Origin of the sequence: Novosphingobium sp. (assembly GCF_030696665.1) — a bacterium.
In the GTDB taxonomy this organism is placed as follows: domain Bacteria; phylum Pseudomonadota; class Alphaproteobacteria; order Sphingomonadales; family Sphingomonadaceae; genus Novosphingobium.
The window spans coordinates 143,352-167,492 of the sequence record NZ_JAUYRV010000052.1; the positions used below are offsets into that span (position 1 = coordinate 143,352).

The window sequence follows — 24,141 nt, forward strand, 5'->3', positions numbered from 1 at the left end:
CCCGCTTCATGGGGGATTTAGTCCAAGGCGACAAGTGCAACACATGAGCCGTAACGAAGGAACAGGGTTTGCGGTTCCCCTGCAATGCTTGCAGGCGAGCGTTCGGGATGGCAAGGCGCTGCCCCATGAACGATCAAACGCGCGACACGACTTCAGCTGAACTGGCCAAGACTTTCGAACCCGCCGGGATCGAGGCCAAGTGGTATGGCCATTGGGAATCGAACGGCCTGTTCCGGCCCGAACGGCCCGACGCCCAGCCCTATACCATCGTGAATCCGCCGCCGAACGTAACCGGCAGCCTCCACATCGGCCATGCGCTCGACAACACGCTGCAGGACGTGGTGATCCGCTATGAACGCCTGCGCGGCAAGGATGCGCTGTGGGTGGTGGGCACCGACCATGCCGGCATTGCCACGCAGATGGTGGTCGAACGCCAGATGGAGGCGAAACAGGACAAGCGCACCAACTACACGCGCGAACAGTTCGTGGACAAGGTGTGGGAGTGGAAGCACGAAAGCGGCGGCACGATCACCGGCCAACTGCGCCGGTTGGGTTGCTCGATGGACTGGTCCAGAGAGCAGTTCACGATGGACCCGCACTTCACCCGCGCTGTCGTGAAGGTCTTCGTCGATCTCCATAAACAAGGCCTGATCTACCGCGACAAGCGGCTGGTAAACTGGGATCCGAAGCTGAAGACCGCGATTTCCGACCTTGAGGTGGAAACGCGCGAGACGCAGGGCGGCTTCTGGCACTTCAAGTATCCGCTGGCCGACGGTGTGACCCGCGACGACGGGCTGGACTACATCGAGGTCGCCACCACGCGCCCCGAAACGATGCTGGCCGATATGTGCGTGGCGGTGCATCCTGACGATACTCGCTACGCCAGCGTGATCGGCAAGGAGATCCTGCAACCGCTGACCGGTCGCCGGTTCAAGGTGGTGGCCGATGAACACGCCGATCCCGAACTGGGTTCGGGCGCGGTGAAGATCACGCCGGGGCACGATTTCAACGACTTCGAAGTGGGCAAGCGCGCCGGAATCAAGGCGGGCGACATGCTCAACATGTTCGATGCCGAGGCAAAGGTCGTGCAGACAGCGGACGGTCTGGTGCCTGCCGAATTCATCGGCATGGACCGCTTCGATGCGCGCAAGCTGGTGGTCGAGCGGATGAAGGAAGCTGGCTTCCTGATTCCGCACATGACGAAGGACAAGGAAGGCAACGAAGTCGCTGCCGACTTTGAGCCGCGCACGATCCAGACGCCGTTCGGTGATCGTGGCGGCGTGGTGATCGAACCTTGGCTGACCGACCAGTGGTACGTCGATGCCGAAACTTTGGCCCAGCCTGCGATTGCGGCGGTGAAGTCTGGCGACATCGAGATCGTGCCCAAGACATGGGAGAAGACATTCTTCAACTGGATGGAAAACATCCAGCCTTGGTGTGTGAGCCGCCAACTGTGGTGGGGGCACCGGATTCCGGCTTGGTATGGCTCTGACGGGCTGTGCTACGTGGCCGAGACTGAAGAAGAAGCGCAGGCAAAGGCCGGGGCCAGCGTCACTCTGTCCCGCGACGAAGACGTCCTCGACACATGGTTCTCCTCCGCGCTGTGGCCCTTCGCCACGCTCGGCTGGCCCGAAGACCATCCTCCCCAGCATGGGGAGGGGGACCATGCGCAGCATGGTGGAGGGGCCTCTCCGCACGCACAGCCTTTGGAGGATAGCCCCCTCCACCGCCCTGCGGGCGGTCCCCCTCCCCGTTCCGGGGAGGATCGCTCCCTCCTCGCCAAGCATTACCCCAACGATCTGCTCGTTTCGGGCTTCGACATCCTGTTCTTCTGGGATGCGCGCATGGCGATGCAGGGGCTGCACTTCATGAAAGAAGTGCCGTGGAAGAAGCTTTACCTCCACGGCCTCGTCCGCGCCGCCGATGGCGCGAAGATGAGCAAGTCGAAGGGCAACGTGGTCGATCCGCTGCTGCTGATCGACAAGTACGGTGCCGATGCGCTGCGCTTCTTTATGTGCGCGATGGAGAGCCAGGGCCGCGACGTGAAGATGGATGAGCGCCGCGTCGAAGGCTATCGCAACTTCGCTACGAAGCTGTGGAACGCCGCGCGCTTCTGCCAGAGCAACGGCATCACCGGAAGCACGTCAGTGGCGGCTCCGGCGGCAACATCGGCGGTCAACAAGTGGATCATCGGTGAAGTGGTGGAAACCGTCGCCGCGCTCGATCAGGCGATGGCAGACCTGCGCTTCGATGCGGCGGCGAACACCGTCTATCACTTCGTGTGGGACCAGTTCTGCGACTGGTACATCGAACTGGTGAAGGGCAACTTCGACGCCGAAACCCGCGCTGTGGCAGGTTGGGTGCTCGACCAGATTCTAGTGATGCTCCATCCGTTCATGCCGTTTGTGACCGAAGAACTGTGGCATTCGCTTGGGAAGCGTGACGGCGAACTGATCGTGGCCGCTTGGCCCGATCCGCAGGCGTCGGTCGATCCGGCGGCCAAGCGTGAGGTCGAATGGCTGATCGCGCTCGTTTCAAACCTGCGCACCGCCAAGAACGAACTCGGCATCGCGCCGGGGGCGAAGCTGGACGCCTATCTGCCCGGTCCTTCGGCACAGACGCGCGGCATCATCGAAGCCAACCCGGCCGTGATCGAACGCCTCGCCCGCCTCAACGGAATCCGCTTTGAAGCAGCGCCTGCGGGCGCGGCGATGCAGGTGGGGGCCGGGGACGCAAACATCGTCGTGCCGCTGGAAGGCGTGATCGATATTGCCGCCGAAAAGGCCCGTCTGGAAAAGGCGCTGGCGGTTTCGCAGAAGGAAGCCAAGTCGCTCGAAGGGCGGCTGGGCAATCCCTCGTTCGTCGAGAAAGCCAAGCCCGAAGCAGTCGAAAAGGCCCGCGCCGATCATGCGATGCATGCCGCCGAGGCCGAGCGGTTGGCGGCGGCGCTGGCGCGGTTGGGGTGAGCAAGCGCAACGCCCATCCTCCCCGTAGCGGGGAGGACAGCATGCTAACCCTCGCCACCGTAAACCCCGGCGAGCCGGAGGTGTTTTCCTCGCTGCAAGGCGAAGGCCCTTCGATGGGCAGGCCTTCCGTGTTCATGCGCCTGAGCCGCTGCAATCTGGCCTGCCGCTGGTGCGATACGGCCTATACCTGGCGCTTTTCCGGCGACAATCGCCCGCACCGCGATGAAGTGGCGTTCGAGCGCGTCGATAACCAACTGACCATGACCGAGGACGACGCGACCGCGCTGATCCTTGCGCACCCGGAAGACCGGCTGGTCATCACCGGCGGCGAACCTCTGCTGCAAGGAGCAGCGCTGGCGCGGATGGTGGGGCTGCTGAAGGCGGCACGCCCTGCCCTTCACGTGGAGATCGAGACCAACGGGACAGTAGCGGTGCATTCAGCGCTTGATCCAATGGTGGACCAGTTCAACGTCAGCCCCAAGCTGGCGCATTCGGGCAATGACGCAAGTCTGGCGCTGCTGCCGGAGCGGTTGGCGCAGTGGGCGCGTGACCCGCGCGCATGGTTCAAGTTCGTGGTGGCAACGCCTGCCGACCTGTCCGAGATTTCAGCGCTGCAAGATCGGTTCGGGATTGCGGCGGATCACTTGTTCGTGATGCCGGAAGGCACAGCCAGCTCCGTGCTGCGCGAGCGGTCGCGCTGGCTGGCAGAGGAAGCGCTGGAGCGTGGCTGGCGGTTTACCGACCGGCTGCATATTCATCTGTATGGAGATACGCGGGGGACTTGAACGCCCGCATCGTGCCAACCGAAAACACTTGTGCTCCCCCGCGAAGGCGGGGGCCTCAGGCGTTTTACGCAAGCCTTCCGTAACAACACCGAGGCCCCCGCCTTCCGGCTTCGCCGGAAGTTTAGCCCGAGCTTGTCGAGGGGCGGGGGCGCAGTGCTTTTGGATGGCTCTAGAACGGGATGTCATCATCCAGATCGTCGCCGTAGCCGCCGCTGCTGCTGCCCCCGGCGCTACCGCCGCCCTGGTTCCAGCCGCCGCCTGCGGCTGCGCCACCACCGCGCGAACCGCCGCCTGACGAGCCACCTTCATTCCAGCCGCCACCGGACGAGCGACCGCCTCCGCCACCGCCCATGCCGCCGCCACCAGCACCGGGTGCGCCGTCAAGCATGGTCAGCACGCCGCCCATGCCACCGACCGACACTTCCGTGCTGTAGCGGTCATTGCCTGACTGGTCCTGCCACTTGCGGGTGCGCAGCTGCCCTTCGATATAGACCTTGCTGCCCTTTTTCAGGTAGCGTTCGGCCACGCCGACGAGGCCATCGGAATTGAGCACGACTGTGTGCCATTCCGTGCGCTCCTTCTTCTCGCCGGTCGCCTTGTCCTTCCAGTTTTCGGACGTGGCGATGCGCAAGTTGGCAATGCGCCCGCCGTTCTGGAAGCTCTTCACCTCGGGGTCTGCCCCCAGATTGCCGACGAGGATGACCTTGTTGACGCTGCCTGCCATCGAATCGTGTTCCTTCTGATCTGGCGAAGTGCCTAGCGCATGACCGCTTTGATTTGGGAGTCAGCACGGCGCTTTTCCCACAGCGTAGCGCTACAGGCCCGCCCCGCTGCGACTAACTTCACTGCGTTCAGCAAGTCTCGCGGTCCTCCCGCCTGCGGGAGGGCAAAAATCAGCGCTCGCACTCCCCTCCCGCAAGCGGGAGGGGTCGGGGGTCGGTAGGCCTCAGCCCAGCCCCGCCGCCGTAGCGGTCCAGAAGGTAATGCCCGCCGCCGCGTACGCCAGCGCAAACAGGTAGGCGAGCATGAACGCCGGCCATTTCCAGCCGTTGGTCTCGCGCCGGGCGACTGCGATGGTGGCAAGGCACTGCGGCGCAAAGACGAACCATGCGAGGAACGACAGCGCCATCGGCAGGGTCCAGTTGGCCTTGAGTCGGTCGCCCAGTTCCATCGCCGCCTCGTCCTCGTCGCTGGCGCTGACGGCATACGTGGTGGCAAGCGAGCTGACGGCGACTTCGCGCGCGGCCATTGCCGGGATCACCGCAAGGCTCATGTCGCGGTTGAAACCGATGGGGTTCAGCACCACGGCCAGCCCATTGGCCATGTGCCCGGCGATCGAGGCATCGACCTGATCCTCACCCGGCGCGGCACGCGGGAAGCTGAGCAGGATCCACAGCACCACGGTGACCGTAAAGATCATCGTGCCGGCGCGGCGCAGGAAAATCCACGCGCGCTGCCACAGGCCGATGGCAAGATCCTTGATCGTGGGCAGCTGGTACTTGGGCAGTTCCATGATGAAGCCCGAAGCCGCGCCCTTGGTCACCGAGCGGCGCAGCACCAGCGCCACCACCATCGCGCCGATGATGCCAGCCACGTAGAGGCAGAACAGCACGAGGCCCTGCAATCCAATGCCGGGGCCGACCGCCCGGTTGGGGATGAACGCTGCGATGATCACCGCATAGACCGGCAGGCGGGCCGAGCAGGTCATCATCGGGGCAATCAGGATCGTGGTCAGCCGGTCCTTGGGATCGGTGATGCTGCGCGTGGCCATGATGCCAGGAATCGCGCAGGCAAAGCTGGAGAGCAGCGGGATGAAGCTGCGGCCCGAAAGGCCAACGCCTGCCATCAGCCGGTCCATCAGGAAAGCGGCACGGGCCATATAGCCGGTCGCCTCCATGATCAGGATGAAGAAGAACAGGATCACGATCTGCGGCAGGAACACGATGACCGAGCCGACGCCCGCAATCACGCCTTCGGTGAGGAGATCGCGCAACAGGCTTTCGGGCAGGACCGCCTTGGCGAAATCACCCAGCGCGCCGACCACGGCTTCGATGCCATCCGCAAAGGGCGTGGCCCACGAAAACACCGCCTGGAACACCACGAACAGCAGCGCAAACAGGATCGGTGGACCGGCCCACGGATGCAGCAGAACCTTGTCCAGCCGCGCGTGGATGCGGTGCTTGGCGGTTTCCGAGAGGATCGTTGCGGTTGCCATCTGGTGCGCCAGCATGCGCCGTTCGGGCAGGGTGACATGCGGGCGCGGCGCAGCTTCATTGGCCTGCGAACGGTCCCGCGCCTCGGCAATGGCTGCGGCAAGTTCGGTAAGACCACGGCGGCGCACGGCAACGGTGGGGACCACCGGCACGCCCAGCGCCGATTGCAGCGCGGCGGGATCAAGCGTCAGGCCATCACGCTCTGCCAGATCGACCATGTTGAGCGCGACCACGGTGGGGCGGCCCAATTCAATCACTTCCTGTGCAAAAACAAGGTGCTGTTCGAGGTTGGAGCTGTCCAGCACGAGCACGATGACGTCGGGCTTGGCCTGCCCTTCCTGCTCGCCCATGATGACCTTGCGGGTCACTTCCTCGTCAGGGCTGGTGGCGTCCAGAGCATAGGAGCCGGGCAGATCGACCAGTTCCACCGGCTCGCCCGATGGCAGCAGCAGGCGGCCTGCCTTGCGCTCCACAGTGACGCCCGGATAGTTGGCGATCTTCTGCCTCGCCCCGGTAAGCGCGTTGAACAGCGCGCTCTTGCCCGCGTTCGGATTGCCGACCAGCGCGGCAACTGTAGGCATTTTGCTCATTACAGGGCTTCGACCGTCATCGCGCGCGCATGAACGCGGCGCAGGGCGATGGTCATGCGGCCGATTTCCACCGCCAGCGGATCACGCCCGGCGAACACGCCGCGATAAGCGAGGCTGACGCGCGCGCCTTCATCAAGCCCCAGCGCTTGCAGGCGCTGCGCCTCTTCCGCGACCAGCGCAGACCAATCGACTGCAGCGATTCGCGCAGGCGTGTTCAAGGGGAGTTGATCGAGCGTCACCAGTTCCCGCTGCCATAGCGCGAGCGCGTTTGCAAGTCATTCGCAATAGAATTGCGCTGGATCAAGAAAAGGGCAGAAAATGCCTTAAGTCGCCGGATACCGCAGCCGCCCCAGCATCCGCATCAGCGAGAAGTTTTCATCGCGCGGCTTGAGCAGCTTGGCCTTGGCCTTTTCGAACTGCATCACGTTCTCGATCCGGCGATCAAGGAATGCGCGCGTATCGTCATGCCCATCGCTGGTGTCCTGCGCAAAATAGGCGAGCGTTGCTGCATAGATCGAACCGAGCGTCATGCGCTTGGTATAGTGGTTGTAATCGGTTGCCGTATCGCCCGCGAGCCGCCACATCGCGTCTGCGCTCGACCAGCCCAGCCGGGTGGCAGCGGGCACATTCTGCGGCATGGCCATGATGGCCAGCGCACGGCGCAGCGCTTCTTCCTTGCCCACCAGCGCATCAAGCCGGAATTGCACAAGGCGGCGGATGCGTTCGCGGATGGGCAGATTGCCGATCTGGCTGGCGGGCAGCGCCTCTGCCATATCGGCATCGATGCGCGCAATCCATGCGGAGATCATCTGCATCGCCCCGCCTTCAAACGCAAAGGCAGCCAGCGCCGGATCGACGCCTTCCATTTCGGCGGCGGCGGCAACGGCTTCAGCCTTCCAGCCATCGAAGGCGGCCGCCTCGGCAATGGCCGGGGCAAGACGGAGGCGCAGGGCTTCGAGCGAGGTGTCATCGGTCATGTTGCTACAATGCCCGGCTTAGAACGAAGGTCCATAGGTCTTCTTGGGCGCAGTGCCCTTTGCCTCTTTCGAGGACCGTTCGATTTCGCCCAGCACGGCGCTGCTCTTGCCTTCAAGCGTGGCATAATCGCGGGCAGAGCGGCCCGAATTGTCCGGCCGGTCCACATTTGCGCCAGCCTTGATCAGCAGGCGCACCAGCGCCAGATCCTTGCGGTGCACGGCGCTGATCAGCGGGGTTTCGCCGGTGTTGTTCGCTTCATCGATGCGCGCGCCGGACTGGATCAGTTCGTCCGCACCTTCGATAAAGCCCATTTCCGTGGCCAGAACCAGCGGGGTGACGCCGCGATTGTCACGCGCATTCACATTCGCACCCTTGGCGATCAGGAACTGCACCCATGTAAGGTCGCGCCGCGCGGTGACGATGTGCAGCCCGGTCTGCCCGGTGGAGTAATCCTTGGTGTTCACGATCTGGGTGCCCGGCTCGTTCAGAGCCTCGGTCACCTTGTCGCCTTCCTTCTTGCGGATGGCTTCGAGGAACTTGTAGCCTTCGGAAAACTGGGCCTGCGCGGGCATGGCAATGGCGGCGGCCAGCAGGATCGCCAATGCGGCGAGAGGCCTGCGGAAAATCGAAAACATCACTTCCTCCTGTTGCGCACCCACCCGGACATTCTGCCCCTATGGACTCGCCTCTTGCAAGGGCACGGTTAGCAGAGCATGAACCGCCGCGCCATGACCCACGTTTTCAGATCCTTGCTCGCCGCTCTTGCCGCAACCTGCACTTTCGCGCTCTCCTCGTGCGGAGGCGCGGTGGCTGAAAGCCCGCCGCTTGAAGGCGCGACCATCGGCGGCGATTTCACGCTGACCGGCAAGGACGGGAAGCCCGTGCGGTGGAGCGACTTCGCTGGAAAGTACCCAATTGTCTATTTCGGCTACACATTCTGCCCGGATGTTTGCCCGGTAGACATGCAGAACATCGGCCTGGGTGTGCGCCAGTTCGAACAAGAGCACCGCGATCTTGCGGGCAAGGTGGTGCCGCTGTTCATCACCATAGATCCGCAGCGTGATACGCCGGAAGTCGTGGGCGCTTTTGCGGCGAATTTCGGACCGAACGTCGTTGGACTTACCGGCACGCCAAAGCGGATTGCCGATGCGGCGAAGAAGTGGGCGGTGTACTACTCCAAGCGTGAAGGCGGCACACCCGACGCCTACCTGATGGACCACAGCCGGGGTGTATTCCTGATGGGTCCGAAGGGTGAGCCGATTGCCCTGCTACCTGCCGACAAGGACGCCAAGTCGGTAGCCGCTGAACTTGCAAAGTGGGTGCATTGAGTTCCGACCGCTTCTGGGAAAAGCCGGTAGAGGCTCTCAACCGCGAACAGTGGGAAGCGCTGTGCGACGGCTGCGGCAAATGCTGCCTGCACAAGCTGGAAGATGATGCCACGGGCGATGTCTACCACACCAACGTCGCGTGCAAACTGCTCGACCTGAAGACCGGGCGCTGCAGCGATTACAAGCACCGCCGCGCCTATGTGCCCGATTGCCTGCGCTTGACGCCCAAGCTGGCGCGCGATCTGCCGTGGCTGCCCGATACCTGCGCCTATCGCCTGCGCGCCGACGGCGATCCCCTGCCCGATTGGCACTACCTGATTTCGGGTGACCGCGATGCGGTGCATCGTGCGGGCCAATCGATCATCGGCAAGGCGGTCAGCGAGACATTGGCGGGACCGCTGGAAGAGCATATCGTGCCATCGGACTACTTCGATGGGTGAAAGGCGAGGCATGCTCGATTGGCTCAGGCGGGCTGATCCCAAGGCGAAAGAAGCGCCTTCCCCCCGTGCAATAGCGCGCCGCACAATCGTGGTGGCCGATCGCGAACTGCCGCTGGTGATCCGCAAGCTGGGCCATGCGCGGCGAATGACTCTGCGCCTCGCACCAGATGGTAGCGAAGCGCGCGTGTCGATCCCCGCTTGGGGCCGTGTGGGCGATGCAGAGGCCTTTGCGCGCGACCGGGCCGATTGGCTCGCGGGGCAACTCGCACGCGTGCCCGAAGCAGCGGCGATTGCCCCCGATGCCACCGTGTGCTTCCGGGGTGAGACCTTACGCATAGACTGGCAGCCCAGCGCACGGCGCAAACCCATGTTTGCCGAGGGGCGTGTTGTGGTGGGAGGCCCTGCGGAGGGCCTTGCCACACGGTTGCAGCGCTGGCTTGAGGCCGAAGCACTTGCGCTCTGCACCGAGGATCTGGCGCACTATTGTGCCCGCGCCGGAGAACCCGTGCCGCGCCTCTCGCTCTCGCGCGCGCAACGGCGCTGGGGCAGCTGTGCATCGGACGGGACGATCCGCATGAACTGGCGGCTGATCATGGCGCCCGATTTCGTGCGCCGCTCGGTCGTGGCGCACGAGGTCGCGCATATCCGGCACTTCGATCACAGCCCGGCCTTCCACGCCCATCTTGATGGCCTGTTCGAAGGCGAGATCGACGCCGCCAACCGCTGGCTCAAGCGGTTCGGACGCACGCTTTATGCGCCGTTCGGCTGATGGCTGGTAGAATGTCCAACAAGCGCCTATCTATGCGCGCATGAAGGCCTTTTTCCGCAAAGTCTCCCCGCGCCGCGCAGTTGTCGATCTGTGGGAAGTGCTTGGCTCGCCAAGCGAATACCGCTTCATCGGCTTGATGATGGCCGCCGCAGTAACCGGCGGCATATTCTATGTAATGACCCAGCAGGGCGGCCGGGGCCTGCCGCGCCCGCCGCAGATCGTCTATTTTCCCAGCTTCCTTGAAGGCCGCACCGACGCCGAAATCCTTGCCGAAAACCGTGAGGCAACGGCCAAGGCCCGCGCCATCGAGGCCGAGGAAGAGGCTAGCGCCGAGCGCGTGCGCCAGATGTATCGCGCCGTCGGCAACGCCACCGGGGTCGATACGAAAAAGGCCTACGAAGAAGGCAATGCCGAACGCGCCGCGATGAAGGCCAAGATCGATGCCGAGCGCAAGGCGATCCTCGACCGCAATCTGGTGAAGAACCCCGTGTTCGAGGCCGAGCAGAAGAAGCTGCAGTCGCCAGACGAATGAGCGGAGCCGACGACCAGCGCTGGCTGAATGCAGCCGCGGCGCTGGCCGGGCGCGGGCGTCCATTAAGCAGGCCCAACCCTTCGGTAGGCGCGGTGATCGTGCGCGATGGTAAAGTCGTCGGTCGCGGGTGGACGCAGGCAGGCGGACGGCCCCATGCCGAGGCGGGCGCGCTGGCTCAGGCGGGCGCGGCAGCGCAGGGCGCGACGCTTTACGTCACCTTGGAACCATGCGCACATGCCAGCGCGCGCGGGCCTTCCTGCACCTCGCTGGTGATGCAAAGCGGGCTGGCGCGCGTGGTGATCGGCGTGGAAGACCCGGACCCGCGCACGGCAGGCAGCGGGATCGCAGCGATGCGTGCAGCAGGGATTGCGGCGGAACTGGTGCCCTGCCCTGCGGCGCGGGAATCGCTGGCAGGCTATCTGACGCGGACAGCGCTGGGGCGGCCACATGTGACGCTGAAACTGGCGACCTCGCTCGACGGGCGGATTGCGCTGGCCGATGGGTCCAGCCAGTGGATCACCGGGCCTGAGGCGCGCGCACACTGCCACGTGGAGCGGGCGCGGGCTGATGTCATTCTTGTTGGCGGCGGGACGTTCCGGGCCGACGCGCCAAGGCTCGACGTGCGCCTGCCGGGGCTGGAGGCGCGCAGTCCGCAGCGCATGGTGCTGACACGCGGGGCGGTGCCTGAGGGCTGGACGGCTGTGGCTGAAATTGCTGCGCCGGGCGCATTCGGCGATGCGCAGTATCTTTTTGTCGAAGGCGGAGCGCAGGCAGCGGCGGCCTTTCTGGCGGCAGACATGGTGGACCGGCTGCTGCTCTATCGCGCGCCGATTATCGTGGGCGCGGGCCTGCCCTGCATCGCGGACATCGGGCTTGGCTCGCTGGCGCAAGCGCACGGGCGGTGGCGCAATGTGGACCGCCGGACGCTTGGCAGCGATGCGCTGGACGTCTACGAGCGGGTCCGTTGAAGGAGATTTGAATGTTCACCGGGATCGTCACCGAAGTCGGCAATATCCTCGCGATCGAGGACAAGGGTGATCGCCGCATCACCATTTCCTGCGCGATGGACCCGGCGAAAATCGCCATTGGCGCGTCGATTGCCTGCTCTGGCGTCTGCCTGACCGTGGTCGACAAAGGCGGCGTGGCCGGTGAAGGCTGGTTTGCGGTCGACGTTTCGGGCGAGACGGTGAGCTGCACAGCGCCGGAACAGTGGCAGGCGGGCGCACCGCTCAACCTCGAACCGGCGCTGAAGCTGGGTGATGAACTGGGCGGGCATATCGTGACCGGCCATGTCGATACGGTGGGCGAAGTCGTCAGCGTGACGCAGGTCGGGGCATCGTGGCAATACATCGTCGCCGCCCCCAAGGAGCTGGCAGCTTATATCGCGGCCAAGGGTTCCATCACTGTCGACGGGGTTTCACTGACCGTCAACGAAGTGGCGGATCAGGCCGATGGCGCGTGCCACTTCATGCTCAACATCATCCCGCACACCGCGCAAGTGACGACGCTGGGCACGCTTGTGGCGGGGCGGAAAGTCAATCTGGAGATCGACGTTCTGGCGCGCTATCTGAAGCGGATGCAGAGCCTCGCTGCGCAAGCCTGAAGGGCGTTTTCCGAAGTGCACCTAGATGCACCTAGCAGCACCTAGGTGTCCCCAAGGCTACCACAACGCCCTCAAATCAGGCGCAATTCAGCACTACTTGCAGCAACTGTCCGGGCTGATCGCGCATCACGTCGTGACTGGCTTCAGCCTCGTGATATTCCCACGCAGGATCGTTCTGAACCTGATCGCGGAACTTGGCGAAGGGTGTCGGCTGCCAGCCATTGGCGAACACATAAATGCGGCGCGGGATCTTCGCCTCCTCACCGCTGAAGCGCACCGCCTCGACCAAAGTCAGCAGCGGATGATCGGACAGCACCGGACTTTCCAAGCCGGGCAGCGGGGATACCGCGCCGGGCTTGTGCTTCTGGCTGCCGATGTAGTGGTCATGCTCCCACTCTCCCGTCAGATCCCAAAGCGACTGGCCATCCTGCGGCAGGAACGCGTCGACATAGACGATGGCATCGATCCGGGCACCCAGCCGCGTGGCGACGCCGGTTATCACCATGCCGCCCCACGAATGGCCGACCAGCACGAAACGGTCGAAGCCCGCGTCGGCGATCTGTGCGCAGACATCGTCGATGTGGGTGGTCAGCGTGATACCGGGGTGGAACTCGGCCTTGCGCTTGCCCAGACCGGTAAGGTCGGCGGCGAGGACGCGGTGCCCGGCGGCGCGCAGGTCCGCTGCGAGGCGATCCCACGCGAAGCTGCCGCCCCACGCGCCGTGGACCAGCACGAAGTCCGTCACTGATTTATGCCGTGCTTCTTGTTGTAGCCGTGCAGCCATTCCAGCGTCTTGGTCAGACCGCCGAACGGGTAGAAGTGCAGGCGGACTTTGCCGTGTTCAGGCCCGAGGCCCTTGGCGAAAGCATCGACCAGCTTGTCCGGCCCGGCTGTGCCGAGCAGGTTCGTGACGGAAATGCCGTATTTCTTGAGGACCGAGGTGGAGGCCCCAACGCCGCAACGTGCGGCAAAGGACAGCAAGCGCTTGATCCCGGCGGGACCGGGCACGCCGATGCGCACCGGCGCATCGATGCCGCGTGCGCGCAGTTCCTTGAGCCAGGCGAGGAAGGCGTCGGGATCGAAGCCGAACTGGGTGACGATCAGCGGGGCCATGCCGCGCGCTGAAATATCAGCGACCTTCTTTTCGAGGACGGCCCAGCATTCGGCCTCGGACATGTTGGGGTGCCCTTCCGGGTGCCCGCCGATGCCGATGGCCTTGATGCCCGAGCGTTCGAACGCGCCTGTGGCGATCAGGGCTGATGTATCGAAGTAAGGGCCGACCGGTTCGGGCGGATCGCCAGCGACGATGAAGCATCTGGAAACGCCTGCTTTTTCAACCACTGCGCGCAGGTAGCCTTCGAAATCGTCTTCCGATGTGATCCGGCGAGCGGAGAAGTGGGGCATCGGCTCAAAGCCGAGTTCGCGCACGGCGACCGTGGCGGCAACGCGGGCGGCAACATCTTCACCGGGGAGGAATGTAATGGCGACGGGCGTTTCAGCCGGGATGAGCGGGGCGGCATCGCGCAGCGACGCTTCGTCCTTTGCCGTCATCTCGAGGCTGAAGCCATCGGTGATCCCGTCGGGCACCTTGTCCCAGTTGGGATGGATTTGGGGTGTTGCCATTGCGGGATCCTCTTGGGTCTGGAGGCAAGCCGCCCGGTTGCCTTTGCAGCAATCCGGGCGGTGCCAGTTAGGTTTGGCTCAGCGAGCGGTGCGCCAGCCGTCTGCGTAGGTTTCGCGCGCAACGCGGCTGTAGGGAACCGGCGAGACGATCACGCGGACGTTCAGCTGCTTGTGCGGCTCGACGGTGGTCTTCTTGGTGCCGCCGTTTTCTTCGCCCCACACCACGTGCAGTTCAGTGCCGAACGGGATTTCGGGGTCGATGGTGGCCAGCGAAAGCGCCTGCTTTTCGTTGTACGAGAAGCCGGTGAACATCGAGAGGCCCACGGTCTTGCCATCGGCATCGACGACGCGGTCGTAGTTCGACGAGGCGTAGTTCGCGAGCGGCACGTCGAAGAACTTGTAGGCTTCACCGTCCGGATTGAACATCGAAGCCATGATCTTGGCCATGTCTTCGGGGTGCCATGCCAGCGTCACCTTCTTGCGCTGTTCAGCCGGGTTCAGGGCCTCAAGCGCTTCACGACCGTGGAAGTCATGGTCGAACTTCACGAAGTTGCCGTAACCCAGTTCCCACGGGTTGAGGTAGTAGTCTTCGATGTTTTCCGAAACGAACGAGCCGCCGATGGAGCCGGTGGCTTCATAGCTGTCAGCCGCCAGCCATTCACGGAAGCCCTTGAGCTTTTCGCCGGTGTAGATGGCGGGCAGTGGCGACGGGATCCAGCCCGATTCCAGCGTGTTCGAAGGATAGGCGCGGCTGCCGCATGCGATCAGGCCGAATTCCTTGCCGGCTTCCAGAATGGCAGCGCGGATTTCTTCCTGCTCGGCATATGGACCCCAGATTTCAAGGCCCGGTGCGCCCGACATGCCGTGGCGCAGCGTCTTCACGGTCTTGCCGGCAATGTTCATCGTGGACATGTTGAAGAACTTGAGCTGTTCCAGCGGGCCACCGTGCAGCTTTTCGATCACGGCCCATGCGTTCGGACCCTGGATCTGGAAGCGCCATTCCTTGCGGGTGACGGGCTTGCCCATCGGACGCATCGGCGAACGGTCGTCGAGCTCGATTTCAACGTCGTAGCCACCGGTTGCAGCGTGATAGCGCAGCCAGTTGGACGCAGGTGCGCGGCCGACGTAAGTGAAGCTCTGCTCTTCTTCCCAGAAGATGATGCCATCGCCGATCACGTGGCCATAAGGCGTGGTGGGAACGTACTGCTTGGCCTTGTTGACCGACCAGCCCTTGGAGCTGTTGATCATGGTATCGGACAGCAGCTTGTGCGCATCCTTGCCGCGAATGTAGAGGTTCACCATGTGGTGCGACTGGTCGAACAGGACGGCGCTGTGCTGCCATGCCCACTGTTCAGAACGCCAGTTCGAAAATTCCGGTGCGACGACCGGGTACACGTAGGCACCCAGCTGCGAATTGCGCAGCATTTCGACCACGTTACCGTTTGCGTTGATTACCTCTTCAAGGTTCTTTGCCATCTGAAACTCTCCCGACTCGAAAAAATTTGGCCCGACTTGAAAAATGGCCACGTTTGAAAACACACGTTGAAAAACTTGTATGCAACACATACAATCTTGCCAGAGATTCGCAATGGGAAATGTTGCGCCCTATGAGCGCAACACCGATGGGAGAGATTTTGATGAGCGCATCGCTGATTTTGACGCTGTCTTGCGAGGACAAGCCGGGGATCGTTGCCCGCGTGACCGGCAACCTGTTCGAAGCAGGGGGCAACATTCGCGAAGCACAGCAGTTTGACGATTCGCTGAGCGGCAACTTTTTCATGCGCGTCGTGTTCGATCCGGGCGAAGGTTCGGTCGATCACTTCCGCGCAGCATTTGCGCCCGTGGCGCAGCAATATGCGATGGAATGGAACCTGCGTGACACCACGGTGAAGCGCAAGGTGATCCTGATGGTCAGCAAGTTCGACCACTGCCTGGGCGATCTGCTTTACCGCACACGGTTGGGTGAACTGCCGATGGACGTGGTGGCGATTCTGGGCAACCACCCCAAGGAAGCACTGAACATCTCATTGATCGGTGACATACCCTATCACCACCTGCCGATCACCAAGGACACCAAGCCGCAGCAGGAAGCCGAAGTGAAGCGCATCGTCACCGAGACGGGCGCGGAACTGGTGGTGCTGGCGCGTTACATGCAGATCCTGTCTGACGATCTGGCCTCGTTCCTCAACGGCCGGTGCATCAACATCCACCATTCCTTCCTGCCCAGCTTCAAGGGCGCAAAGCCATACCATCAGGCACATGCGCGCGGCGTGAAGATGATCGGTGCGACCGGGCACTACGTGACAACCGACCTCGATGAAGGTCCGATCATCCATCAGGACGTGGAAACGGTGACCCATGCCGATGGCCCGGATGATCTGGTGCGCAAGGGCCGCGATGTGGAACGCCGCGTGCTGGCCGAAGCGGTGCGCCTGCATCTGGAAGATCGGGCGCTGCTGAACGGCACCAAGACGGTGGTGTTCAAAAGCTAACGTTATGATTCGTTGAATTTCAGCGGCGGCGGGAGCACCATGCTTTCGCCGCCGTTTTCGTTTGCGGGAGAGAACAGACATGCACGTCAACGCGCTGGATCACGTCAACATCATTACAGACCGGCTGGACGAGACGGCGGAGTTCTACCGCGCGCTGCTGAGTTTGGAACGGCGCGATGGGCCGCCTCCCCTTACACCGCAGAACGCGCAGTGGATGTATGATGCAGGGGGCAAGGCGATCATCCATATCAATGCCGTCGATTGCCCGCGCGCCTATGACCGCGAGGTGCAGCCGGGATCACTGACCGGGGCAATTCATCATGTGGCGCTGAATTGTTCAGGGTATGATGAAACGCTGCAACGGATTGGTGCGATGGGTCTGGCTTCCCAGACCAACCTGGTTGAGGCCATCGGGCTGCGTCAGATCTTTACCGCCGACCCAAACAATCTGCTGCTGGAGTTGAATTTCTTCGGGGATTGAGAGGCGTTTCAACCCTATCTCCCGTTCTTCAAGCCGGAATCGCACCTTCCAGCGCGTCTGCCAGTTCCTGCGGCTTTGACAGATACGGGCTGTGATCGGCCTCAAGTGTCACGATGCTCGCGCCCGGTGAACGGGCAATCATCTTACGCTGGCTGTCGATCGGGATGGTCCGGTCGAGCGTGCATTCAACATATGTACGCGGCAGGGTGCCCCAGCGTTCGGGGGTCACGATGATTTTCTCAGACCGGGGGGCGTGAGGTTCGGCCATCAGCCTTGCCATCGCGGCTTCGACCAGATCCGGCGGCGATATTTGTGCGAAGACTTCTGCAGCATTTTCGCTGTCGATCTCGGTCGCAATGCCGCCGTGGACCTTGCGAATGATTCCGTCGAACGCCGGGTTCGGGCCTTCGAGTCCCTTGAACTCGGCGCGGCTCATGCCATTGGGCAGCATCATCGCGCAGATGTAGACCAGCGCGTCCATCGCCGATGGATCACGCTGCGCCGCAGTGGAGATAACGAGGCCACCGCGCGAGTGCCCGGCGAGAACCACCGGGCCAACGCCTTGCGCTTTCAGCTCGCGGCAATGCTGCGCAGCAAATTCGCCCCAGCTTGCCAGCGTGACCGCCGCCATTTCTTCTGCCGTGCCGCCCATGCCCGGGAGCGTGGGCGCCACGACAGTGTGGCCCCGTGCGCGCAGGATGTCGGCGACCAGATCGAAACACCAGCCGCCGTGCCAAGAACCGTGGATCAGGACGAAGCCTGCCATCAGCGCACTTCACCCGACCAGACGCGCAGGCCCGGTGCGGTGCGATCCTCGCCCTTCAAAGCTTCGGCAACGGCGGGACGTGCGGCCACACGATCACGCCATTCAATCAGGCGCGGCGCACGCGCGGCAATTTCCATTTCGGGGAACATGCGTTCCACCATCGCGCCGCAGTGCGCATAGAAGTTGATGTCTGCCAGTGTGTAGGTGTCACCCGCCAGCCACCTTGTGTTGGCCAGCTGCGCCTCTACCTTGCTCACCGCATATTCGATCTTGGCCGTGGCGTTGGCAAGGTCCGCTTCGGTAAAGCCCGAACGCGCAGTTGCCCACTTCTTGCGCTGGTCCGGCAGCGGGATGCTTTCCAGCAACTTTTCAAAATCGCCGTTCTCGATGTTGCGCGCGATCACGCCGACCATGCGGTGCCAGCCATGCATGGAAACGAAGTTCATCACGTGTTCGTCGATGAACTTGTTCCAATACCGCATCTGCGCTGCGCCCGCCGGATCGCGGGGACGCAAGGGGGCATCGGCGGGCTGGGCATCGGGGAATGCGTCTTCGAGGTATTCGTTGATCACCGTGGTGTGGGTGATGATCTTGCCGTCATGCTCCAGCACGGGCACCTGACCCTCAGGGTTGATCGCGGTGAACCACGGCTGGTGCTGTTCGAACTTGTGCAGATCGACGTAGATACTTTCGTACGCGAGGCCCTTTTCCTTGAGCGGGACCATCGATTTGAGCGAATTCGCCAGCGGTTCGGCATGATAGTATTTGAGGGTCATCGTTTCACACTCTCATTGTGCCGAGCATGCCACCATCCACAGCGAGCGCTTGTGCGGTGACGTGGCTGGCCGCGTCGGAAAGAAGGAAGGCGGCAACTTGCGCCACTTCATCGGATGAACCGGTGCGGCCTTGGGGCACGGCCTTGGCCATCTGCAAGGCAGCTCCGGGAGGCAGGCCATCAAGCATCGGGGTTTCGATCAGGCCGGGCAGGATGCAGTTGCAGCGCACGCCGAACTCCGCCGCTTCATTGGCGACGGCGCGCGAGAGGCCAAGGACGGCGTGCTTGCTGGCAACGTATCCAGCATTCATTGGCAGGCCGCGTTCGCTGGCAAGGCTGCCGGTGACGAGGATCGCGCCTGTGCCGCGCTGCTTCATGGCGGGCAGGACGTGCTGGATCGCCCAGAATACGGATTTGACGTTGACCGCCATGACCGCGTCGAAGGCTTCGTCGGTGTAATCCTCAATTGCGGCGAACATGCCGCCGATGCCAGCGTTGAGGAACAGGCCATCGATGGCGCCATGTGTGGCCACGGCATGATCGAGCGCGGCGGTGAGCGTTGCCTGGTCGGCCACGTCGGCGGCGGCGAAGGCAGTGGTGCCGCCAAGGTCATGTGCGGCCTGTTCAAGCAGGTCGGCACGGCGGGCGATCAGGGTGAGCTTTGCGCCTGCTTTGGCGCATGCCGAGGCTGTGGCCCTGCCAATGCCGGTGGAGGCACCGGTGATGACCACGTGCTTGCCCGAAAGATCGGTCATCAGGCGTTCCTTGCGATGAAGTCTGCCCAAACCTGGGCTTCCTTGCCGTCATGGCCATCAGGTGACCACTGGCGCTCCATGATCGCGCGGGCTTCCGGTTCAGGCAGCCCGCGACGATCACGGTTATAGCGATAGAAGAACGCCGAGACGCGCCAGTTCATGATGCAATGGACGTGGACCGGGTTTGGCCCGTGCTCAAGCGCGGCGACAAACGCGGCGAAGTGTTCATCGCCCGGCGCATCGAACGGCACGGGGATATGCGTGTAGGCGATACCCTGCGCGTTGAGCTTTTCCCCTTCACCGGCCAGCGCTTCGGGGTGGGTTTCGAGCGCGAGGTTGATAACGTGGCGCACGCCAAGATCGGCGAGGCGCGCCACGTCCCTGTCCTCAATCCGGCCCGATGTGGTGGTCCCCGCATCAAGCCGCTGCCATGCGCGTATATCGTCCGGGTCTGCCACCGCCCTGCCGGTCAGCCGAGGCCGAGCACGCGGACGGCGTTGTCTTTCATGATGCCGGGCAGGACTTCATCCTTGAAGCCAACCTGCCGCGCCGCATCAAGCCACTTCTGCGGGTGGATCAGCGGGAAGTCCGAGCCGAACAGCATCTTCTTGCGCAGTTGCGTGTTGGCATACTGGATGATCTGCGGTGCAAAGTATTTCGGCGACCAGCCCGACAGATCGATGAACACGTTGTCCTTGTGCAGCGCCATCGACAGGCTTTCATCCACCCACGGCCACGAAGGGTGCGCGAGGATGATCTTCATGTCAGGGAAATCGACCGCGACATCGTCGACCAGCATGGGCTGGCCGTACTTGAGGCGAACCCCGCCGCCGCCGCGCATGCCGGTGCCCATGCCGGAATGGCCGGTGTGGAAGATGGCGGGCAGCTTGTATTCGTTGATCACTTCATAGATCGGATAGCCGATCTGCGATGCAGGTTCGATGTTCTGCATGATGTGATGGAACTTGAAGCCCTTCACGCCGTGGTTCTCGATCAGGTCACGCGCTTCACGTGCGCCCAGCTTGCCCTTGTGCGGGTCGATCGAGGCGAAGGGGATGCAGATGTCGTCGTTCTTGTTGGCGATTTCGGCCACTTCGTAGTTCGACACGCGCTTTGCGCCGATGCCGCTCTCGCAATCGACGGTGAACATGCAGAAGGCGATCTGCTGTTCGCGGTAGATCTCGATGATCTCGGGCATCTTGGGCCGTTCACGCGGGGCCTTGAAATAGGCAGACGCCGCGTCGAAATACTTGCCCATCACCGGATCTTCGGGATCATGACACGACACTTCGGCATGAACGTGGACGTCGATGGCCTTGATCTTCGAAAGGTCGATGGGCACTGGGGTATCCTTTGCAAGCGCAATTTCTAAAGGCAACCCCGACAACCAATGGTTGCCGGGGCTGCCAAGGTATCAATCAGCAATCAGACCAGCGCGTCTTTCTTGACGGTGATGACCTGGCTGTAGGTGAACTCCTTCAGGCCTTCGATGCCGTATTCTGCGCCGAAGCCGGACTGCTTGTGGCCACCGAACGGCGCGAAGGGCGAGAGGTGGAGGAATTCGTTGATCCACACCGTGCCGGTTTCCAGCTGCTCGGCAATCGCCACGCCGCGGTCGGTGTCCTTGGTCCACACCGCGCCAGCAAGGCCATATTCCGAGTTGTTGGCGCGCGCGATGACTTCATCGTCGGACGAGAACTTCATCAGCGGCATTACCGGGCCGAACTGCTCTTCAGCCACGATGCGCGCGTCTTCGGGTGGATTGTCGAGAATGGTGATTGGCACATAATAGCCCGAACCCGAAGGATCGACATTGCCGCCGACAAGGAACTTGTAGCCATTGGCCTTGGCATCCTCGATCAGTTCGCACACGCGGTCAAACTGCTTCTTGTTCTGGATCGGGCCGACGCCGGTTCCCTGATTGGCCCCATCGCCGACGGTGACGGTCTTGGCGTAGTCGGCAATCGCGGCGCTCATTTCGTCGTAGATATCCTCATGGATATACACGCGCTTGGCGGCGACGCAGATCTGGCCTGCGTTGGTGAAGCTGGACCAGAACAGCTGTTCGGCAACTTTTGCCACATCGGCATCGGGCAACACGATCGAGGCGTCATTGCCGCCGAGTTCGAGCGTGATGCGCTTCAGATCCTTCGAAGCGCCTTCCATGATGCGCTTGCCGGTCGCGGTCGATCCGGTGAAGGTGATCTTGTCGATATCGGGGTGCGAGGTCATCAGCGGCCCGAGCGAATCTTCGCCGGTGATGATGTTGACGACGCCTGCCGGCACGATGTCCTTGATCAGTTCGGCAAAGCGCAGCGTGGTCAGCGGCGTGAAAGGCGAGGGCTTAAGCACGATGGTGCAGCCCGAGAGGATGGCTGGCGCAATCTTCTGCACGGCCATCAGCACGGGGAAGTTCCACGGCACGATCCCGGCAACCACACCCACCGGCACGCGACGCGTGCGGCTGAGGCGTTCGGCGCTGTCTTCGTTGATCGTCTCTTCAAGCGTCAGCGTCGACTGCGCGTTCATCATCGCAGAGCAGCCACCGATTTCATACTGCGCCTGCTGGTGCGGCTTACCCTGCTCGCTGGTGAGCAGGCGGTAGAGTTCCTCGAAGTTCGCATCAATCGCGGCGGCCATGTTGCGGATCACGGCGCGGCGATCATCGACCGGTGTCTTCGACCAGGTTTTGAATGCAGCGCGTGCAGCGGCAACCGCGCGGTCCAGTTCGGCAGCGCCGCAGGCAGGCACGCTGCCGATGACCTGCTCGTTCGCCGGGTTCACGACATCGAGCGAGGTTTCGGTCGTGACCAGTTCGCCATTGATCAGATTCGGATAAAGATGCGTCATGAATCTCTCCACTTCGTTATGATTGCTCTGTGATATAGCAATCTCTCAGCGCGTTTCCAGCGCCTTGTCCTCGTTGGCACGCTTGATGACGTAGTGGCGGATCGATTCGATCTGCTCCTTGGTCATGTACTTGGCCCAGCCGATCATGCCGTTGTCCACCAGCGCACCGTCATGCACAACTGTTTGCCATGCTGCGGCATCAGTGTTCATCGCGCTGTGCCGCAGATCGGGCAGCAGGCCGCCGATGGCCGCATCGCCGTGGCAAACCGTGCAGTATTTGCCATAGAGGTAGTTGCCCTGTGCAATCGTGGCCGGTGTGCCGACGGGTGCAGGCGGATTGAGTGGTCGCTCTTCAAATGGCGGCGCATCGGGCAACTTGCCCTTTCCGCCCAGCTTGAACACCAGCAGGCGGCTAATATTGCGCACCGGGCCGGACTTGTCTGCCAGCACGCCCGTGGCCAAAGGCCACACGCCGCCCCAGCCTGCGAGAACCGCAACGTACTGGTCATTGCCGACCTTGAACGTGATTGGCGCGGCGACCACACCGGTCTGCGCCGGGAACGACCACAGTTCCTTCCCATTCTTTGAGGAATAAGCAGCGAACGTGCCCGTGGCGTTGCCCTGGAACAGCAGTCCCCCAGCGGTTGCCAACATGCCGCCATTCCACGGCCCGGCAAACGGAATGCGCCAGCGCTCCTTCTTCGCCACAGGATCCCACGCCACAACCGCGCCGGTGGTGGCAGCCCGCGCCGCCTCGCGCGCTTCCCTGTTTGCAGGCATCGCGCCTGCCGAACTATCCAGACCAATGTTGAAGCCTACGGCCTGGGGCTTCCAGTCCTTTTCGGGGAAGTAGGGGTATGCCGCGAACTGGGCCGGAATATAGACCAGCCCTTCGTTCGGGTCATAGGCCATCGGGTGCCACGAATGTGCGCCCCCTGCACCGGGCGTGCTGATGAACGGCTTGCCCGTAACATCATAGCGCGCTTCGGGGTTTTCGATCGGACGGCCAGTGACGGGATCAAGCCCCTTGGCCCAGTTCACGGGGGCATAGGCAGTGCCCGAAATGAACTTCCCGTTGGTGCGGTCCAGCACGTAGAAGAAGCCGTTCTTGGGCGCCTGCATCAGCACCTTGCGCGGCTTTCCGTCAATCTCAAGATCCGCAAGCATGATATGCTGCGTGGCCGTGAAATCCCACGTTTCGCCCGGCGTTTCCTGATAGTGCCAGACGTATTCGCCGGTCTTGGCCTTGATCGCCACGATGGACGAGAGGTACAGGTTGTCGCCACCACCGGGTGAACGATAGGCCTGATTCCAAGGGCTGCCGTTGCCTACGCCGATGTAGAGCAGGTCCAGTTCGGGGTCATAGGCCATTGCATCCCAAACGGTGCCGCCGCCGCCCAGCTTCCACCATTCACCCTTCCAGGTGGCTTCGGCTTTCTTGAGGTATTCCTCGTCGTTCTTGCCCGGCATGTCGGGCACGGTGTAGAACCGCCAGACCTGCTTGCCGGTTTCCGCATCATAGGCGGTGACATAGCCGCGCACGCCCATTTCCGCGCCGCCATTGCCGATGATGATAAGCCCGTTCATCGCGCGCGGTGCGCCGGTGATGGTATAGGGCTTGGACTGATCGACCGTGACGGTGGACCACACCTGCTTGCCGGTATTGCGATCCAGCGCGATCAGGCGGCCGTCGAGCGTGCCGAAGTAGAGCTTGTCACCCCAAGCGGCCATCCCACGGTTGACCACATCGCAGCAGGCCTTGACCGCTGTTTCGCCCGGCACCTCGGGATCGAATTCCCACAGCACCTTGCCGGTCAGCGCGTCATAAGCCTTGGCCTTGGACCATGCGGTGGTGAGGTAGATCTTGCCGTCGATCACCAGTGGAGTGGCTTCCTGACCGCGCGCAGTGTCCATATCGGCCGACCACGCAAGGCCAAGCTGGCCGACGTTTTCTGCCGTGATCTGGGTCAGCGGGCTATGGCGCTGTTCGTCATAGGTCCGGCCATAGGACAGCCAGTTGGCCCCATCGGCGGCGATGATGCTTTGCGCAGTTACCCCCTCGCCGCCATTGGCCGCCCCAAGCTCGTCCTTCCCCGCCATCGTGCAGGCAGCCAGCGGAAGAGCCAGCGCCAGCGTTCCGGCGAGCATCACGTGCAACTTGCGATCAAAACGCATCTTCAACCCTCTCCACCTGT

General features: G+C 62.8%; 25 protein-coding genes. 10 read left to right on the top strand and 15 right to left on the bottom strand.

Annotation, left to right across the window (positions count from 1 at the left end; all coding sequences use genetic code 11):
- Positions 1–125: 125 nt before the first annotated feature.
- The gene (locus Q8R81_RS17065; RefSeq protein ID WP_305619719.1) at positions 126–2,966 is read left to right on the top strand and encodes a valine--tRNA ligase; all 2,841 of its coding nucleotides are present in this window, start codon (positions 126–128) and stop codon (positions 2,964–2,966) included.
- 41 nt (positions 2,967–3,007) lie between these two features.
- Positions 3,008–3,751, top strand: coding sequence for a 7-carboxy-7-deazaguanine synthase QueE (locus Q8R81_RS17070; RefSeq protein WP_305619720.1), 744 nt, complete (start codon positions 3,008–3,010; stop codon positions 3,749–3,751).
- Positions 3,752–3,920: 169 nt separating this feature from the next.
- On the opposite strand, the gene ssb is transcribed toward Q8R81_RS17070, so the two are convergent.
- From ssb to Q8R81_RS17095, 5 genes are all read right to left on the bottom strand, one after another.
- Positions 3,921–4,475, bottom strand: coding sequence for a single-stranded DNA-binding protein (gene ssb, locus Q8R81_RS17075; protein WP_305619721.1), 555 nt, complete (start codon positions 4,473–4,475; stop codon positions 3,921–3,923).
- A gap of 222 nt (positions 4,476–4,697) precedes the next feature.
- Positions 4,698–6,554: a ferrous iron transporter B gene (locus tag Q8R81_RS17080; RefSeq protein WP_305619722.1), complete on the bottom strand. Its 1,857-nt coding sequence runs from the start codon at positions 6,552–6,554 to the stop codon at positions 4,698–4,700.
- Entirely contained in the window at positions 6,554–6,793 is a 240-nt protein-coding gene (locus tag Q8R81_RS17085) for a FeoA family protein (RefSeq protein WP_305619723.1), read from the bottom strand. The genes Q8R81_RS17080 and Q8R81_RS17085 overlap by 1 nt, the downstream gene beginning before the upstream one ends.
- 84 nt (positions 6,794–6,877) lie before the next feature.
- Entirely contained in the window at positions 6,878–7,531 is a 654-nt protein-coding gene (locus Q8R81_RS17090; protein ID WP_305619724.1) for a COQ9 family protein, read from the bottom strand.
- A gap of 18 nt (positions 7,532–7,549) precedes the next feature.
- A complete protein-coding gene (locus tag Q8R81_RS17095; protein ID WP_305619816.1) occupies positions 7,550–8,167 on the bottom strand; it encodes an ankyrin repeat domain-containing protein in 618 nt (205 codons plus the stop codon).
- A 93-nt stretch (positions 8,168–8,260) separates the two neighbouring features.
- On the opposite strand from Q8R81_RS17095, the gene Q8R81_RS17100 reads away from it, so the two are divergent.
- The 6 genes from Q8R81_RS17100 to Q8R81_RS17125 are packed head-to-tail and all read left to right on the top strand — an operon-like array spanning position 8,261 to position 12,204.
- A complete protein-coding gene (locus Q8R81_RS17100) occupies positions 8,261–8,860 on the top strand; it encodes an SCO family protein (protein ID WP_305619725.1) in 600 nt (199 codons plus the stop codon).
- Entirely contained in the window at positions 8,857–9,300 is a 444-nt protein-coding gene (locus Q8R81_RS17105) for a YcgN family cysteine cluster protein (RefSeq protein WP_305619726.1), read from the top strand. Before Q8R81_RS17100 ends, Q8R81_RS17105 begins: the two co-directional genes overlap by 4 nt.
- Before the next feature lie 10 nt (positions 9,301–9,310).
- Positions 9,311–10,069, top strand: coding sequence for a M48 family metallopeptidase (locus Q8R81_RS17110; RefSeq protein ID WP_305619727.1), 759 nt, complete (start codon positions 9,311–9,313; stop codon positions 10,067–10,069).
- Positions 10,070–10,109: 40 nt separating this feature from the next.
- On the top strand, positions 10,110–10,601 hold the full coding sequence (locus Q8R81_RS17115) for a hypothetical protein (RefSeq protein ID WP_305619728.1): 492 nt from the start codon (positions 10,110–10,112) through the stop codon (positions 10,599–10,601).
- Positions 10,598–11,569 carry a bifunctional diaminohydroxyphosphoribosylaminopyrimidine deaminase/5-amino-6-(5-phosphoribosylamino)uracil reductase RibD gene (ribD, locus tag Q8R81_RS17120; protein WP_305619729.1) on the top strand — a complete coding sequence of 324 codons (972 nt, stop codon included), beginning with the start codon at positions 10,598–10,600 and terminating at the stop codon, positions 11,567–11,569. Before Q8R81_RS17115 ends, ribD begins: the two co-directional genes overlap by 4 nt.
- An 11-nt stretch (positions 11,570–11,580) precedes the next feature.
- The gene (locus tag Q8R81_RS17125; protein WP_305619730.1) at positions 11,581–12,204 is read left to right on the top strand and encodes a riboflavin synthase; all 624 of its coding nucleotides are present in this window, start codon (positions 11,581–11,583) and stop codon (positions 12,202–12,204) included.
- A gap of 76 nt (positions 12,205–12,280) precedes the next feature.
- Here Q8R81_RS17125 and Q8R81_RS17130 read toward each other — a convergent pair whose 3' ends face one another.
- From Q8R81_RS17130 to Q8R81_RS17140, 3 genes are all read right to left on the bottom strand, one after another.
- Entirely contained in the window at positions 12,281–12,949 is a 669-nt protein-coding gene (locus Q8R81_RS17130) for an alpha/beta hydrolase (protein WP_305619731.1), read from the bottom strand.
- The gene (locus Q8R81_RS17135) at positions 12,946–13,827 is read right to left on the bottom strand and encodes a methylenetetrahydrofolate reductase (protein WP_305619732.1); all 882 of its coding nucleotides are present in this window, start codon (positions 13,825–13,827) and stop codon (positions 12,946–12,948) included. Before Q8R81_RS17135 ends, Q8R81_RS17130 begins: the two co-directional genes overlap by 4 nt.
- Positions 13,828–13,905: 78 nt before the next feature.
- Entirely contained in the window at positions 13,906–15,303 is a 1,398-nt protein-coding gene (locus Q8R81_RS17140; protein WP_305619733.1) for an aminomethyl transferase family protein, read from the bottom strand.
- A 161-nt stretch (positions 15,304–15,464) separates the two neighbouring features.
- Between Q8R81_RS17140 and purU the strand changes: the two genes are divergently transcribed.
- Both purU and Q8R81_RS17150 read left to right on the top strand, forming a co-directional pair.
- Positions 15,465–16,319: a formyltetrahydrofolate deformylase gene (purU, locus tag Q8R81_RS17145; protein WP_305619817.1), complete on the top strand. Its 855-nt coding sequence runs from the start codon at positions 15,465–15,467 to the stop codon at positions 16,317–16,319.
- Between the two features lie 79 nt (positions 16,320–16,398).
- Positions 16,399–16,800: a VOC family protein gene (locus Q8R81_RS17150; RefSeq protein WP_305619734.1), complete on the top strand. Its 402-nt coding sequence runs from the start codon at positions 16,399–16,401 to the stop codon at positions 16,798–16,800.
- A 28-nt stretch (positions 16,801–16,828) separates the two neighbouring features.
- On the opposite strand, the gene Q8R81_RS17155 is transcribed toward Q8R81_RS17150, so the two are convergent.
- The 7 genes from Q8R81_RS17155 to Q8R81_RS17185 all read right to left on the bottom strand — a co-directional run bounded on the left by Q8R81_RS17155 (position 16,829) and on the right by Q8R81_RS17185 (position 24,121).
- Positions 16,829–17,566, bottom strand: a complete 738-nt coding sequence (locus Q8R81_RS17155) for an alpha/beta fold hydrolase (RefSeq protein WP_305619735.1) — start codon at positions 17,564–17,566, stop codon at positions 16,829–16,831.
- Positions 17,566–18,342, bottom strand: coding sequence for a glutathione S-transferase family protein (locus Q8R81_RS17160; RefSeq protein ID WP_305619736.1), 777 nt, complete (start codon positions 18,340–18,342; stop codon positions 17,566–17,568). The genes Q8R81_RS17155 and Q8R81_RS17160 overlap by 1 nt, the downstream gene beginning before the upstream one ends.
- Before the next feature lie 4 nt (positions 18,343–18,346).
- Positions 18,347–19,096 carry an SDR family NAD(P)-dependent oxidoreductase gene (locus tag Q8R81_RS17165; RefSeq protein WP_305619737.1) on the bottom strand — a complete coding sequence of 250 codons (750 nt, stop codon included), beginning with the start codon at positions 19,094–19,096 and terminating at the stop codon, positions 18,347–18,349.
- On the bottom strand, positions 19,096–19,554 hold the full coding sequence (locus tag Q8R81_RS17170) for a protein tyrosine phosphatase family protein (RefSeq protein WP_305619738.1): 459 nt from the start codon (positions 19,552–19,554) through the stop codon (positions 19,096–19,098). The genes Q8R81_RS17165 and Q8R81_RS17170 overlap by 1 nt, the downstream gene beginning before the upstream one ends.
- 11 nt (positions 19,555–19,565) lie before the next feature.
- Complete coding sequence (locus tag Q8R81_RS17175) at positions 19,566–20,438, bottom strand: amidohydrolase family protein (RefSeq protein WP_305619739.1); 873 nt, start codon at positions 20,436–20,438, stop codon at positions 19,566–19,568.
- An 83-nt stretch (positions 20,439–20,521) separates the two neighbouring features.
- Positions 20,522–21,946, bottom strand: coding sequence for an aldehyde dehydrogenase family protein (locus Q8R81_RS17180; RefSeq protein WP_305619740.1), 1,425 nt, complete (start codon positions 21,944–21,946; stop codon positions 20,522–20,524).
- Between the two features lie 45 nt (positions 21,947–21,991).
- A complete protein-coding gene (locus Q8R81_RS17185; RefSeq protein ID WP_305619741.1) occupies positions 21,992–24,121 on the bottom strand; it encodes a PQQ-dependent dehydrogenase, methanol/ethanol family in 2,130 nt (709 codons plus the stop codon).
- Positions 24,122–24,141: the final 20 nt, after the last annotated feature.